This is a genomic window from Mucilaginibacter sp., from assembly GCF_028288185.1.
Lineage (GTDB): Bacteria > Bacteroidota > Bacteroidia > Sphingobacteriales > Sphingobacteriaceae > Mucilaginibacter.
This window is the reverse complement of the sequence record NZ_JAQBOF010000027.1, coordinates 218083-232357: the sequence shown is the minus strand read 5'-3', so window position 1 is coordinate 232357 and position 14275 is coordinate 218083. Positions and strand designations below refer to the sequence as shown.

Annotated in this window: 12 protein-coding genes; 9 read left to right on the top strand and 3 right to left on the bottom strand. The window is 40.9% G+C overall.

The window, feature by feature from the left end; translation table 11 throughout:
• Positions 1 to 57: 57 nt before the first annotated feature.
• Positions 58 to 1821, bottom strand: coding sequence for an arginine--tRNA ligase (gene argS, locus JWQ34_RS11335; protein ID WP_299357375.1), 1764 nt, complete (start codon positions 1819 to 1821; stop codon positions 58 to 60).
• An 80-nt stretch (positions 1822 to 1901) separates the two neighbouring features.
• Between argS and JWQ34_RS11330 the strand changes: the two genes are divergently transcribed.
• The 5 genes from JWQ34_RS11330 (at position 1902) to JWQ34_RS11310 (ending at position 6833) form a co-directional block, all read left to right on the top strand.
• Positions 1902 to 3395: an arginine deiminase family protein gene (locus JWQ34_RS11330; RefSeq protein WP_299357374.1), complete on the top strand. Its 1494-nt coding sequence runs from the start codon at positions 1902 to 1904 to the stop codon at positions 3393 to 3395.
• Between the two features lie 87 nt (positions 3396 to 3482).
• Positions 3483 to 4103, top strand: coding sequence for a DUF2975 domain-containing protein (locus JWQ34_RS11325; RefSeq protein WP_299357373.1), 621 nt, complete (start codon positions 3483 to 3485; stop codon positions 4101 to 4103).
• Complete coding sequence (locus JWQ34_RS11320) at positions 4103 to 4309, top strand: helix-turn-helix transcriptional regulator (protein ID WP_299357372.1); 207 nt, start codon at positions 4103 to 4105, stop codon at positions 4307 to 4309. The genes JWQ34_RS11325 and JWQ34_RS11320 overlap by 1 nt, the downstream gene beginning before the upstream one ends.
• Positions 4310 to 4358: 49 nt before the next feature.
• Positions 4359 to 5273, top strand: coding sequence for a citrulline utilization hydrolase CtlX (gene ctlX, locus JWQ34_RS11315; RefSeq protein ID WP_299357371.1), 915 nt, complete (start codon positions 4359 to 4361; stop codon positions 5271 to 5273).
• Between the two features lie 165 nt (positions 5274 to 5438).
• Complete coding sequence (locus JWQ34_RS11310; protein WP_299357370.1) at positions 5439 to 6833, top strand: arginine decarboxylase; 1395 nt, start codon at positions 5439 to 5441, stop codon at positions 6831 to 6833.
• A gap of 72 nt (positions 6834 to 6905) precedes the next feature.
• Here the strand turns inward: JWQ34_RS11310 and JWQ34_RS11305 are convergent, their stop codons facing one another.
• Together JWQ34_RS11305 and JWQ34_RS11300 are read right to left on the bottom strand one after the other, a co-directional pair.
• On the bottom strand, positions 6906 to 7889 hold the full coding sequence (locus JWQ34_RS11305; RefSeq protein ID WP_299357369.1) for an aldo/keto reductase: 984 nt from the start codon (positions 7887 to 7889) through the stop codon (positions 6906 to 6908).
• 6 nt (positions 7890 to 7895) lie between these two features.
• Positions 7896 to 8303, bottom strand: a complete 408-nt coding sequence (locus tag JWQ34_RS11300; protein WP_299357368.1) for a cupin domain-containing protein — start codon at positions 8301 to 8303, stop codon at positions 7896 to 7898.
• A 122-nt stretch (positions 8304 to 8425) separates the two neighbouring features.
• Between JWQ34_RS11300 and JWQ34_RS11295 the strand changes: the two genes are divergently transcribed.
• From JWQ34_RS11295 to JWQ34_RS11280, 4 genes are all read left to right on the top strand, one after another.
• Positions 8426 to 9928 carry a PAS domain S-box protein gene (locus tag JWQ34_RS11295; RefSeq protein ID WP_299357367.1) on the top strand — a complete coding sequence of 501 codons (1503 nt, stop codon included), beginning with the start codon at positions 8426 to 8428 and terminating at the stop codon, positions 9926 to 9928.
• A 192-nt stretch (positions 9929 to 10120) separates the two neighbouring features.
• A complete protein-coding gene (locus JWQ34_RS11290) occupies positions 10121 to 11356 on the top strand; it encodes a hypothetical protein (RefSeq protein WP_299357366.1) in 1236 nt (411 codons plus the stop codon).
• A 469-nt stretch (positions 11357 to 11825) separates the two neighbouring features.
• A complete protein-coding gene (locus tag JWQ34_RS11285; RefSeq protein ID WP_299357365.1) occupies positions 11826 to 12533 on the top strand; it encodes a 3'-5' exonuclease in 708 nt (235 codons plus the stop codon).
• A gap of 1 nt (position 12534) precedes the next feature.
• Positions 12535 to 14226, top strand: coding sequence for an ABC transporter ATP-binding protein (locus JWQ34_RS11280; RefSeq protein ID WP_299357364.1), 1692 nt, complete (start codon positions 12535 to 12537; stop codon positions 14224 to 14226).
• Positions 14227 to 14275: the final 49 nt, after the last annotated feature.

The following is a 14275-nucleotide window of genomic DNA, read 5'->3' as shown; positions in this document are numbered from 1 at the left end:
ACCATGATTATTCGTAACTACTTCGCACCTATATTACCCCTTCAGGGATTTAGGGGCTTACATTCTTTCCGGCACTTCAATACCCAACATATTCATACCCCGACTTATTACCTTTGCAGATGCGACAGAAAGTTGCAGCCTAAATTGTTTTACCAATTCATCTTCAGCCTGTAGTATAGAATGTTCGTGGTAAAACTTATTATAAGCTTTTGCCAGTTCATATACATAATTAGCTATAGTACCGGGGTTGTAAGCAATAGCAGCTTGTGTAATAATTTCAGGGAATTGAGTTAACGTTACAATCAGGTCGCGTTCTTCCGGTGCTAATTCCGAAGGTTCTGTATCTACGCCGGTTATTGTCGCTCTATTTAAAACCGATTTAATACGGGCATGGGTATATTGTATAAACGGCCCGGTATGCCCCTGGAAATCTACCGACTCATTAGGATCAAACAATAACCGTTTTTTGGGGTCAACTTTTAATAAAAAGTACTTCAAAGCTCCCATACCAATCGTATGATACAATTGCGTTTTCTCCTCTTCGCTAAAATCGTTTATCTTACCTAAAGCCTCGGTTACTTGTTTGGCTGTAGTTTCCATTTCAACTATTAAGTCGTCTGCATCTACAACAGTTCCCTCACGCGATTTCATTTTACCTGATGGCAGATCGACCATGCCGTATGATAAATGGAACAATCCTCTGGCCCAGGTTTTACCCAGTTTTTGTAGTATCAAAAACAACACTTTAAAATGATAATCCTGCTCATTACCTACCACATAAATAGACTCATCCATCCCGAAATCATCATATTTAAGCTGTGCGGTACCCATATCCTGGGTTATGTATACTGATGTACTATCGGCACGTAAAACAAGTTTCTGGTCAAGACCGTCCTCGGTCAAATCAATCCAAACAGAACCGTCATCTTTTTTAAAGAAAACACCGCTGGCTAGCCCTTCTTCAACAATATCTTTACCTAAAAGGTAAGTGTTAGATTCATAATAGAATTTATCAAAAGCAACACCCAACTTTTTATAGGTTTCGCCAAATCCCTCGTACACCCAGCCGTTCATGGTTTGCCAAAGGTCAATTACCGCATCATCGCCGGCCTCCCATTTAAGCAGCATTTCTTGCGCCTCTTTTATTAATGGGGCATTCTTTTTAGCTTCCTCTTCGGTTTGGCCAATGGCTTTAAGCTCTTCTATTTGTTTTTTGTATTCTTTATCAAATATCACATAGTATTTACCTACCAGGTGATCGCCTTTTTCTTTAGTCGATTCCGGTGTTTCGCCATTGCCCCACTTTTGCCAGGCCAGCATTGATTTGCAGATATGGATACCCCTATCATTAACCAAATTAGCTTTTATAACCTCATAACCCGCTGCATCCAAGATTTTGGCTACCGAATATCCCAACAGGTTGTTACGTACGTGCCCTAAATGCAATGGTTTATTGGTGTTTGGCGATGAATATTCCACCATTACCTTTTTGCCGTTTGGTTTAAAAATGGCAAAATCATCGGTAGTAATTACCTGGTATAACTGCTCTACCCAATAGGTGTTGGATATAGAGATATTTAAAAATCCTTTTATTACGTTAAATGCCGATACCTCTTTTAGTTGGTTTTTAAGATACTCGCCTATTTCGGCCCCTGTTTGCTCAGGCGATTTACGCGAAACTTTAGTGAACGGAAAAGTAACTATAGTAACCTGGCCCTCAAACTCTTTACGTGTTTCCTGCAAACTTACATCGGCAGGCGTAATATCAGCTTGATATAATTGTTTAACGGCTTTAACAGTAGCATCAATAATAAAATTCATGCGGCAAAATTAACATTTTACTCGGGATGTTTAAAAACAGGGTTAATAACAAATCCGAAATCGAACATCCGACATCCGAAATGAAGATTATTCTCAATAGCTTTGTATATCTAAAAATACCTATGATACTACCTGAGAACGATTTTAAAATAGATGTAAGCTCTGAAATTGGCGACTTACGCGCATTGCTTATCCATAGCCCTGATAACGGACTTGGCCGTGTTGTGCCATCGAAAGCGCAGGATTGGCTCTTCGAGGATATTGTACACTTGGATAGCATGCGTAAAAATGAATATGATTATTACGTTAAACTCCTGCTATATTTTTTAGATCCCGATAAAATAAAAGGCAAGCTAAAAGAAATAGATGCTAAGGAAAATAACCGCGACTTTTTTAAGCCGGATAATAAAGACTTCCACGCATCAAACAAAGTTATTGAGATACAGACTTTGCTAGCCAATATTTTGGAGGATGCAGACATCCGGAATAAGTTAGTTGCTGCTGTTTGCGCTATTGAGAGCTGCAATTATCGTTTACAACAAACTTTAACAGATACCGACCCGGTTGAGTTGGCTAAAATTTTCATCTCAGGCTCATTAAATAACAATGAAATGATATTTGCGCCTATACCTAACCTGATATTTTCAAGGGATATAGGCATCGCGATAAATAACTATATGCTGTTAAATAAACCGGCAAAGAAAGCACGCGCACGCGAGACTTTGCTGGCGCGTTATATATTCTTCAACCACCCGTTATTTGCTGCATATAAGAATAATATATTAGAGATACCAGAAACCGTACAACACTTTTTGCGCCCCGGCGAGGATCAGGATGAGAAAACCACGCTGGAGGGTGGCGATGTAATGATGATCAGCCCCGAGCATTTAATTATTGGGTGCAGCGAGCGTACCTCGGCCAATGGTGCTAATGAGGCTATTAAATTACTATTTGCCAATGATGTTGTCAAGAAAATAACCGTAGTAAAAATACCGCACCGGCGGGATTATATGCATATTGATACCGTGTTTACACAAGTTAAGCGCAATGTATGGGCAGTATTGCATTCGCTGGCTGTTACCCAAACCCCGGTTGAAGACAGCGAACCCATTGCCTGGCTGACTGAGAAAAAAACAAAGGATAAAGACCGTACAGATATTATCCAATTTGAAAAAGGCAAGAAAAAGCCTCGTGCGTTTAATTGTTTAGAAGATCTGTTAATCGACATCAGTGAAAACGACTTACAAAGCAAAGAGAAAACAAAGTTCATCTACTCGGGCAATGATACGTTTCCTTATGATGCCCGTGAACAATGGACCGACTCCTGCAACCTGCTCGCTGTTAAAGAAGGTGTTGTTTTGGGTTATGATCGCAACGATAAAACCATTGAGGCATTTAAAAAGAACGGTTTCAAGGTAATTAAGGTCAAGGACCTGCTTAACAAATTTGAGAATGATGAGCTTGATCCGCAAACCATGAAGGATACGCTGATACTAATGCCATCTGCCGAGCTGTCAAGGGCACGCGGTGGTTTCCATTGTATGAGTATGCCTCTGCAACGTAATTTAACCTAAATTCATAATTATTTTATGTTTTACATAAAATAATTTTTGTTTTATCAATTTTAGTTTTCATATTTGTTCTATAAAACAATTACAACCATGAAAACTAATTCAAACTGGCTTTTAAAAACCATAAGGGTATTACTTAACATTATTTGGGTGTTAAATTTTGTTTTTATCGCATTAGCACTTACCCTGGTTACTTTTAAATTTTGCACTTCTGATTTTTCGGAAATTAATAACCCGGTAAAATACACATCACATACCGAGATTATCAAAATGACAGCCTTAACGCCTACTGCAAAGGATATCACAATCACTAATGATCAGGGTATTTTAAGAATGAAGCTTAAAAATACCTTTAGCACCATCACTATAGCTTATTTCTTTTTTATGGCATTTGAGGTATTAGTAACTACTATTATCTATCAGTTGAGAAAGTTTTTTGATACTATTAAAGATAGTACACCTTTTCAATATGATAATATACGCAGGTTAAAAATAATAGCGCTATGCTTTGCGTTGTTAACCCCTGTGCACATTTTAGTTGGTTTATGCACCGCATTTATATTACATACTCAGATTAAAGATTTTAGTTTGCTTAACATGGTTTGGACAGAGAATTTAAGGGGTTTAATAATGGGCGCTGTTATTTATGTTATGGCCGATGTATTTAACTATGGTTTCAGCTTGCAAAAAGAAAACGAGGAATTTGTATAATGGCTATCATAGTTAATTTAGATGTAGAAATGGCGAAGAATAAAATGTCGCTAAAAGAACTTGCCGAGCGCCTGGATATCAGCATGACCAACCTTTCGCTGCTTAAAACGGGCAAGGTTAAAGGTGTACGTTTTGATACCTTACAAGCGCTTTGCCGCGAGCTAAATTGCAAACCCGGCGATATATTGGATTACAAAGCAGATTAATTAACAATTACTAAAAACTGTTGTTATATTGCTTGTATAACCTTGTGCCATGCAATCTACCTCAAACTTGTTAATGATACGCCCGGTAAGTTTTGGTTTTAACGAACAAACTGCCGAAAGCAACGCATTTCAATCCCGCGATACCGACCAGCAGCAGGTACAAGCCAACGCGTTAGCCGAATTTGATGGCTTAGTACAAGTTTTAAGAGATAACGGCTTAAACGTTACCGTTATTGACGATACGCCTCAACCACATACCCCCGACTCTCTCTTCCCAAACAATTGGGTATCATTCCATGCCAATGGTGACGTGTTTTTATACCCCATGCAGGCCGAAAACCGCAGGTTGGAACGCCGTGAAGATATTATAACCCAACTGGAAGATAATTTCACCGTAATGCATGTGATTGACCTGAGCCATTTTGAGTATGAAGGTAAATTCCTTGAGGGCACCGGCAGCATGGTTTTGGATCGCGAAAATAAAATTGCCTATGCCTGCCTCTCTCCCCGCACTGATGAAAAAGTGTTAGCTGCTTTTTGCGAGCAAACGGGTTACAACTCGGTTAAATTTCATGCTGTTGATGAAAAAGGACTCGCCATATACCATACAAATGTAATGATGGCCCTTGGCAGTAACTTCGCTGTTATTTGTTTAGATAGCATTACCAATATCATTGAAAAAGAACTAGTTATAAAATCATTAAAAGATACTAACAAACAAATCATCGACATATCTTTTACCCAAATGAACCAGTTTGCCGGTAATATGCTGGAGGCTAAGAATAATGCCGGTGATACTTTAATCGCGATGTCGCAAAGCGCTTTTCAATCGCTTACTTACGAGCAAAAAGCAGTGCTATCTGCCTTTGGTAAATTGGTTTATGCAGATATACATACGATTGAAAACAATGGCGGTGGCAGTGCCAGGTGTATGATTGCGGAGGTGTATTTGCCACGTAGCTGATAGTTCATAGATCATGGTTGATAGTTATTTATGCATCCGATTTACTATGAATCATGACCTATTATCTATGAACTAATACAATAATTACATTCCGACAATAAAATTCCATCAATAAATAGCCGTTAATTCCGTTAAAAAATTACATTTTTGCCAAAATTTTAATTAATGCAGAGTTACCAGGAATTTCTTGATTTGAGTGTTGGCTTCCCGCAAGACGGCTACGAGATTATTGACGATGAATTATATTTTCATGATCTTAATTTAATGGAGATGATAGAAACGTATGGCACGCCCCTGCGCTTTACTTATCTGCCTATCATTACCAAAAAAATACAACAAGCTAAGCTGCTTTTTCAGCAGGCTATAATAAAGAACGATTATCGTGGCAGCTATAAATATTGTTATTGTACCAAAAGCTCACACTTTAGGCACATTGTCGAAGAAGCCTTAAAGAACGAGATCCACCTGGAAACATCATCAGCTTTTGATATGCCGATGATTGACGCGCTGGAGAAAAAAGGTGCTTTAACTAAAGACATGACCGTTATCTGTAATGGCTTTAAAACCTTCCAGTACAAACAGTATATTATTGATATGCTGCATGATGGTTTTAAAAACATCATCCCGGTATTAGATAATAAAGAAGAGTTTAACTTGTATGATGATGAGATAGAAATGGCTACCCCATGCAACCTGGGTATCCGTATAGCTGCTGAAGAGCAGCCGGACTCGCAGTTTTACACCTCGCGTTTAGGTGTACGCATGGAAGATATTATTGATTTCTACTATAACAAGATAGAGAGCAATCCTAATTTCCAGGTTAAGTTATTGCATTTCTTCATTAACTCTGGCATCTCTGATACACCGTATTACTGGAACGAGCTGGAGAAATACGTAACACTATACTGCAAATTCAAAAAGATAAACCCCGCGTTAGATACTTTAGATATTGGCGGCGGTATGCCGTTTAAAGATTCGTTGGTATTTGATTTTGATTACGAGTACATGATCAACGAGATAGTTAGCCGTATTAAAGAGATCTGCGCCGAGAACGACACCGAAGAACCGGATATTATTACCGAATTTGGTAAATATACCGTTGCAGAAGCATCAGGCATATTGTATAAGGTATTAGGACGTAAACAACAAAACGATCGCGAACGCTGGTTAATGCTGGATGGATCATTCATAACCAATCTGCCGGATGTTTGGGCGCTGAACCAAAAATATGTTTTGCTACCTATAAACAACTGGGACTCTGAATACGAGCGCGTAAACCTTGGCGGCATCACCTGCGATGGCCAGGATTACTACAACCAGGAAGCCCACATGAACAGTGTATTTATGCCCAAAACCCGTAAGGTGCAATACTTAGGCTTTTTTAATACAGGCGCCTACCAGGAAGTTTTAAGCGGTTACGGCGGCATACACCATTGCCTGCTGCCATCGCCAAAGCATGTTATCATTCGCCGCAATCGCGATGAGACATTTAACTTTGAGGTATTTGGCGAAGAACAAAACAGTAAACAGGTATTGAAGATATTAGGTTATAATACCTAAGAGTATATTTTAAACTGAGTAGTCCTGAAATAGGTTGACCATTTTAGGACTACTCAGTAACTTAATATTTTTTTACCTGCCGGTCAGTTTCGCAAGCGCGTCTGGATATCGATTGCCTTGTACATCTATTTTCGAGGCGGCAATTTCAATCTCGTTCAGGTCATCAGTAGTAAGTTCAACATTAGCTGCGCCAATATTTTCTTTCAGACGATGCAGCTTGGTAGTACCGGGTATAGGAACTATCCATGGCTTTTGAGCAAGCAACCAGGCCAATGCTATTTGTGCAGGTGTCGCATCTTTTTGCTGCGCGATCTTACTTAGCAGATCGACTAAAGTCTGGTTAGCTTTACGGGCCTCGGGGGTGAAACGGGGTACGATGTTTCTAAAGTCGGTACTGTCAAACTTGGTATCCTCATTAATAGCCCCGGTTAAAAAACCTTTTCCCAACGGGCTAAAAGGCACAAAACCAATACCCAACTCTTCAAGCGTTGGTATTATCTCTTTTTCGGGCTCTCTCCACCAAAGTGAATACTCACTTTGTAATGCGGCCACAGGTTGTATCGCATGTGCTTTACGAATACTCACTACCCCTGCTTCTGATAAGCCGAAATGTTTTACTTTACCTTCTTTAATCAAATCCTTAACAGTTCCGGCTACGTCTTCCATAGGCACATTAGGGTCTACCCGGTGTTGATAAAACAGGTCAATTGCCTCAACCTTTAATCTTTTAAGCGATGCTTCAGCAACTTCGCGTATGCGCTCGGGTCTGCTGTCCACCCCTGCTTTAGAGTCGCCATTCTTAAAGCCAAATTTAGTAGCTATTACAACCTGGTTATGATAGGGCGCAAGTGCTTCACCTAATAGCTCTTCATTAACAAAGGGGCCATAGGCTTCGGCAGTGTCAAAGAAAGTAACACCGTGCTCAACAGCCGCTCTTATCAATTTTATTGCTTCCTGCGTATCTGTAGCGGGTCCATAACCAAAACTCAGGCCCATACAACCCAGTCCTAAAGCAGATACCTCAAGGCCACTTTTGCCTAATTTACGTTTTTGCATTATCTTCTATTTATTGTATTGTTTATATTCTTCATCGGTTACTGGCTGCAACCAATCTACCACACCCTTTTGCGTGTTGGTACTTATAGCGATGTGTGTAAACTCGCTATCGGGCGATGCGCCATGCCAATGCACCAGATCTGGCGGAATAGTAACTACATCTCCCTTTTTTAATAATTGAATGGCTTTTCCTTTTTCCTGGTAATAGCCTATACCGTCGGTCACTATTAATATTTGCCCGCCGCGATGTGTATGCCAGTTATTGCGTGCGCCGGCTTCAAAAACTACGTTGCCTATTACGCTGTTAAAAATATCGTCTTTGGGTACCAATGGTTTTACCCAGGCTTTGCCAGTAAAATATTCGGCCGGTGCCGGGTCGCCTTTCGGGAAGATGGTGTTGATTAATGTGTCCATGATGCTTTTCTTTTAGTAGTACAAAGATACTGCCACGCAATCATTTAATAGGATGTTCAAAATTGTATAATAATCAAAAACCACATATAACAATATGGAATATTAATGGTTTATTTGTTTACATGGATAATAATCAGCTCAATCAATTGACTCTACCGGCAGGTAACCTAAGTGTGGCAGACGAAAAGCACGCCATACTGGCTGCTATTATAGCTACATCTGATGACGCGATTATCAGCAAAACACTGGAGGGCATTATCACCAGTTGGAATCCGGGAGCAGAACGCATGTTTGGTTACAGCGAAGCGGAAGCGCTGGGCCGGCATATTTCACTTATTATCCCGCCAGATAGGCTGAGTGAGGAGGCACTAATTATCAGCAGCATTAGCCAGGGCAATAAAGTAGACCATTTTGAAACTGTGCGTATGGCAAAAGATGGTCACCAATTCCCCATATCCGTCACCATTTCGCCTATCACCGACCGGTCAGGCAAAGTCGTTGGTGCCTCAAAGATTGCCCGTGATATTACCATTTACCAGAAAGCGAACGAGAAACAAGGTATGCTGGCAGCCATAGTAGACAGCTCGGACGATACTATTCTGAGCAAGACGCTGGATGGTATTATTACCAGTTGGAATAAAGCCGCCGAAAAAATGTTCGGGTATACTGAACAGGAAATTATTGGCCAGCATATTTCCATTATCATCCCGCCAGAACGTATACAGGAAGAATCTTTTCTTATCGGCGAGGTATCCAAAGGCAACAAGGTGGATCACTTCCATACGATCCGGGTGGCAAAAGATGGGCGGCGGGTACCAATTTCGCTCACCGTATCGCCTATTGTGGACGAGCTCGGCAGGATCATCGGTGCCTCAAAAATAGCGCGTGATATTACGGAGCAGCTTAACATTGAGGAAGAAAAGGCCCGTTTGTTTGAACAGGTGAAAGAGCTTAATGACAAAAAAGACGAATTTATAGGGCTGGCCAGCCATGAACTAAAAACCCCGCTAACCAGCATAAGCGGTTATCTACAGCTACTTAGCACCATTGTAACCGATGCAAAAGCCCAGCGATTTGTGAGCAAAACCAGGCTGCAGGTAAAAAAATTGAGCATGCTGGTAGCAGATCTACTGGATGTATCTAAGATAGAAGCCGGCAAATTGCGCTTTGCGGTCGAGCGGTTTAATATCCGGCAGGTCCTTGTCGATGTAATCGAATTATTTTCGCACGGTCATAATAATTACCGGATAACATTGGAAACCAATCTGGCTGAGTTACAGGTAAGCGGCGACCCTAACCGAATTGAGCAAGTTATTAACAATCTGCTTACCAATGCTATACGCTATTCGCCCGGGACAAACCAGATCATTATATACCTGGTAAAAGAAGCCGGTAATGTTAAAATAGGCATCCGTGATTTTGGGATCGGCATTGCCGAAGAAAAATTGCAGGATGTTTTCTCGCGGTTTTACCGGGTTGATGATATCAATTCTAATATATCGGGGCTGGGCATAGGCCTTTACCTATCGCACGAGATCATCACCCGGCACCACGGCAAGATCTGGGCAGAAAGTGAGCCGGGTGTGGGTAGTACATTTTGGTTTACGTTGCCGTTAGAGAGATAAACAGCAAAGCCAACGAATATTCTAATAATTTATACACTATTTATTCATAATGGCTCGCCATGAATAGGAGGTTTGTCGGAAAAGTACCATCATAATGTTGAATAGGTAACTAGCCTATACAACTTTATGACGTTTTCAACCTTTTTGCTATTTTTAACGTTTTAAGAATGCTGATCTAACTTAGCCACTTCGATGAAATCAACTGTTGGAACACTAATTTTAATAGCGTTATTGGGCATGTACCTGCTTGCTGTTGCTTTACCAACTCAAACGTTAGCTACCAACAGAACTGATCGGACGGTTAATATAATCGTCTTACAGGCAGGCACAAAGCATAGCGAAAACGGCAACTCTGGCTTACAGGAAAATTTTCATATGTTTGAAAAAAGACCCGATAGTACCTCGGTTTTTATGGACAACGATGCCAAAGAACAGCTATTGAAGCGCTTTAACGACCGCTACTATGCAAATGCCCCCCCTACAGTGTATAAGTCTGAAACTAAACTGGGAATTGACCATACTGTGTTTACGCTAAATAACAAACCCACATTTTTATATGGCATAAGCTATTATGGCGCGTTGGGCGCCCCGGAATCATTTATACAAAAAGACCTTGCCGACATAAAAAAGAATGGATTTAACTGGATCCGTATCTGGGCGAACTGGCCGGGGACAGATGGCGACATCAGCGCGGTAGACGACTATGGAACCCCCGTTAACATATATATGAATAAACTAAAGTGGATTATACAGGAATGTGATAAGGCCGGTATTGTAGTGGATGTGACGCTTGCACACAGTAATAATAAAGACGGCCGTTCATTAAAAACCCCTGAGGCGCACGAACATGCTGTTTGTTCCATTTTAACGGCACTAAAACCTTATCAAAACTGGTATTTGGATCTAGCTAATGAACGAGATATTGGCGACTCACGGTTTGTGAGTTTTAAGGACCTGAAACTGATGCGGGAAACGGCTAAGAAACTTTATCCTGATCTGCTTATTACCGCTTCTGCCGGTGATGATATCAATTACGAAGACTTAAATTCCTACATAAACGATGTTAAGGTAGATTTTATAAGTCCTCATCGCCCACGAACCGCAGGGTCTGCATCAAAAACATCTGTAAAAACAGAAGAATATTTGGCCTGGATGAAAAAGCTGGGAAAGGCAGTTCCTATTCATTATCAGGAGCCATTCCGCCGTGGGTATTCAGACTGGCAACCAATGATAAAGGATTATATTACAGACCTTTTTGGCGCAAAAAAATCCGGTGCAGCGGGCTGGTGCTTCCATAACGGAGATCAACGTACAGACTCCCAACACCGGCCGATGCGTTCTTTTGACCTGCATGAAAAACGTTTATTTGATCAGCTTGATTCGGAGGAATTGCTGGTTATTCGAACCCTGGCGGAGAAAATGCATTAAGAGATGGCATTTTTATAAAGCGCACCATTCTGCTTTCATGTAATTCCTTTTCCTTTTTTAAACAAGGCTGCGTTACCTTGCATCGTATGCCTCAGTCTAAACGCTGCCTTGAGATTAAGATGTGGTGGCAATATCAACAATGACAATGAATAAAGTTCGCAAAAAGCTGATTGAGTGATTCACTCAAATTTCTAAAATTTCACGATAATCACATAATTATCTTATTTACAAATGATTAAATATATCAGCTTAAAGTTTTAGTACTGATTCAGGGTGATTCACTCCATTTCAGCAATCAATTGATTCATAAATAGTTACAGAAAAAAAGTGATTCAGGTGATTCACTATTTTGTGAATCACTTAAGAAGCTTACAAGCCAGTGTAACTGTCAGGCCGCCGTCAGTAGATCGATATTAATTTAATAGTTCCGCATCAATCATTATATTGGCACTACTATAATTGTAACCGCATGCTTGAACAATACGACCTTAGTAATATACTGGTATTAGACATTGAAACCGTGCCCCAATATGCCACGCACGATGAACTGCCCGATCACTTTAAGAAACTCTGGGATCTTAAAACCCAAAACCAACGCAAAGAAGAAACTGCTGAGAACTTCTACGAACGTGCCGGCATCTGGGCCGAATTTGGTAAGATCATCTGCATATCGGTAGGCATATTCACTGGTGGCAAGGACCGTGGTTTGCGTATAAAATCGTTCGCTGGTCATGATGAAAAGGAGTTGCTGGAGGGGTTTTCGGCAATGCTGGCCGGGCAACCAGCCAACCTTGTATTATGCGCGCATAACGGCAAGGAGTTTGATTTCCCATACATCTGTCGCAGGCTGCTGATCAACGGCTTACCCTTACCCAAACAATTAGACATAGCAGGCAAAAAGCCCTGGGAGATTGGTCATTTAGATACCATGGAACTTTGGAAATTTGGTGATTATAAAAGTTATACATCACTAAATCTGCTTACTGCTATATTTAATATCCCCACCCCTAAAGATGATATTGACGGCAGCATGGTTGGCAGTGTCTATTGGAAAGACAACGAATTAGAACGCATTTGCATCTATTGCCAAAAAGATGTGGTGGCCACCTCGCAACTGCTAAGGCGTTATCGCGGCGAGGCTTTGATAGCTGATGAACACATTACCATAGTTGGTTAATATGCTAAGTGTAACCAACCTCACTATTCGGTTTAAAACAGCTAATGGTTTGTTTGATGCAGTTAAGGGCATCAGCTTCCATCTCGCCAAAGGCGAAACCATTGGTATAGTCGGCGAGTCGGGTTCGGGTAAGTCGGTTACTGCGTTGTCATTAATGCGTTTGCTGAATAAGAGTAATTCGGTAGTTAGCGGGCAAGTGATGTTGGATGAGTTCAGTCTGTTTGAATTATCCGAAGATGAAACACGTGCTATCCGTGGCAACAAGATAGCCATGATATTTCAGGAACCCATGACATCGCTTAACCCGGTGCTTACCTGCGGTTTCCAGGTTACAGAAGCTATACAACTGCATTTAGGATCATCTAAATCCGAGGCTAAAGTACAAGCTATCAAACTATTTAAAGAAGTACAACTCCCCCGCCCTGAAGCGATATTTGATAGTTATCCACACCAAATATCCGGCGGACAAAAGCAACGCGTAATGATAGCCATGGCGCTATCCTGCAGCCCCGAGATATTAATTGCCGATGAACCTACTACAGCACTTGATGTAACCGTACAAAAAACAATCATCGACCTGCTAAAAAAACTAAAAGAAGAGCGCGGCATGAGCCTGATCTTTATATCGCATGATCTGGGCGTAGTGAATGAAATTGCTGACCGTGTGCTGGTAATGTATAAAGGCGAAATAGTCGAGGAAGCGCCAACTAAAACGCTCTTCAAAAATCCGCAACATCCATATACCAAAGGTTTATTAGCTTGCCGGCCATCGGTTAAATACCATCTTAAAAAACTGCCGGTAATTGCTGATTTTATGGATAGCAACACTACCATAGAGCAAATACGCAAAGCATACAACTATCCTAAAAAAGAAATATCCGAACGTAAAAAGAAGCTATATAGTCAGGAACCTATATTAAAGATCAATGAGCTGAGTACATGGTTCCCTGTTAACTCAGGGATATTTGGGCAGTCAACAAATATGGTTAAAGCGGTTAACAAAGTTAGTTTTGATGTGTATCCCGGTGAGATACTGGGTTTGGTTGGAGAGTCGGGTTGTGGTAAAACCACTTTGGGCAGGAGTATCCTGCGATTGATAGAACCCACATCAGGCAATATAAACTTTGAAGGCACTGATCTGCGCAGCCTAACTAAAAACGACATGCGCCGTATGCGCCGCGATATCCAAATCATTTTCCAGGATCCTTACTCCTCTCTCAATCCACGCCTAACAGTTGGCGAATCAATAATGGAACCCTTACAGGTTCATAATATCTACAACAGTGATAAACAACGTAAGCAAAGAGTTACAGAACTGTTGGAACGCGTTAATTTATTGCCTGAACATTTTAACCGTTACCCGCACGAGTTTTCGGGTGGCCAACGGCAGCGGATAGTAATTGCCCGTGCATTGGCATTACAGCCTAAGTTTATTATTTGCGATGAGTCAGTATCAGCTTTGGATGTTTCGGTTCAAGCACAGGTTCTTAATCTTATTCGTGAGTTACAACAGGAATTTAATTTGACCTATATCTTCATTTCGCATGATCTTTCTGTCATCAAACATATATCAGACCGGATGATGGTAATGAACAAGGGTGAGATAGTCGAAATTGGCAATCCGGACGAGATTTATAATCATCCCAAAGAGGAATATACTAAGCGGCTGATTGATTCTATTCCGCATTTTTAAAACTTGCCATGATAAATTATGACTTTGCGATTTCAGAACTCGCTATACA

Coding starts and splice junctions, on each gene's coding strand:
- argS (WP_299357375.1), bottom strand. CDS start 1,821: ATGAATTTTATTATTGATGCTACTGTTAAAGCCGTTAAACAATTATAT.
- JWQ34_RS11330 (WP_299357374.1), top strand. CDS start 1,902: ATGAAGATTATTCTCAATAGCTTTGTATATCTAAAAATACCTATGATA.
- JWQ34_RS11325 (WP_299357373.1), top strand. CDS start 3,483: ATGAAAACTAATTCAAACTGGCTTTTAAAAACCATAAGGGTATTACTT.
- JWQ34_RS11320 (WP_299357372.1), top strand. CDS start 4,103: ATGGCTATCATAGTTAATTTAGATGTAGAAATGGCGAAGAATAAAATG.
- ctlX (WP_299357371.1), top strand. CDS start 4,359: ATGCAATCTACCTCAAACTTGTTAATGATACGCCCGGTAAGTTTTGGT.
- JWQ34_RS11310 (WP_299357370.1), top strand. CDS start 5,439: ATGCAGAGTTACCAGGAATTTCTTGATTTGAGTGTTGGCTTCCCGCAA.
- JWQ34_RS11305 (WP_299357369.1), bottom strand. CDS start 7,889: ATGCAAAAACGTAAATTAGGCAAAAGTGGCCTTGAGGTATCTGCTTTA.
- JWQ34_RS11300 (WP_299357368.1), bottom strand. CDS start 8,303: ATGGACACATTAATCAACACCATCTTCCCGAAAGGCGACCCGGCACCG.
- JWQ34_RS11295 (WP_299357367.1), top strand. CDS start 8,426: ATGGATAATAATCAGCTCAATCAATTGACTCTACCGGCAGGTAACCTA.
- JWQ34_RS11290 (WP_299357366.1), top strand. CDS start 10,121: ATGAAATCAACTGTTGGAACACTAATTTTAATAGCGTTATTGGGCATG.
- JWQ34_RS11285 (WP_299357365.1), top strand. CDS start 11,826: ATGCTTGAACAATACGACCTTAGTAATATACTGGTATTAGACATTGAA.
- JWQ34_RS11280 (WP_299357364.1), top strand. CDS start 12,535: ATGCTAAGTGTAACCAACCTCACTATTCGGTTTAAAACAGCTAATGGT.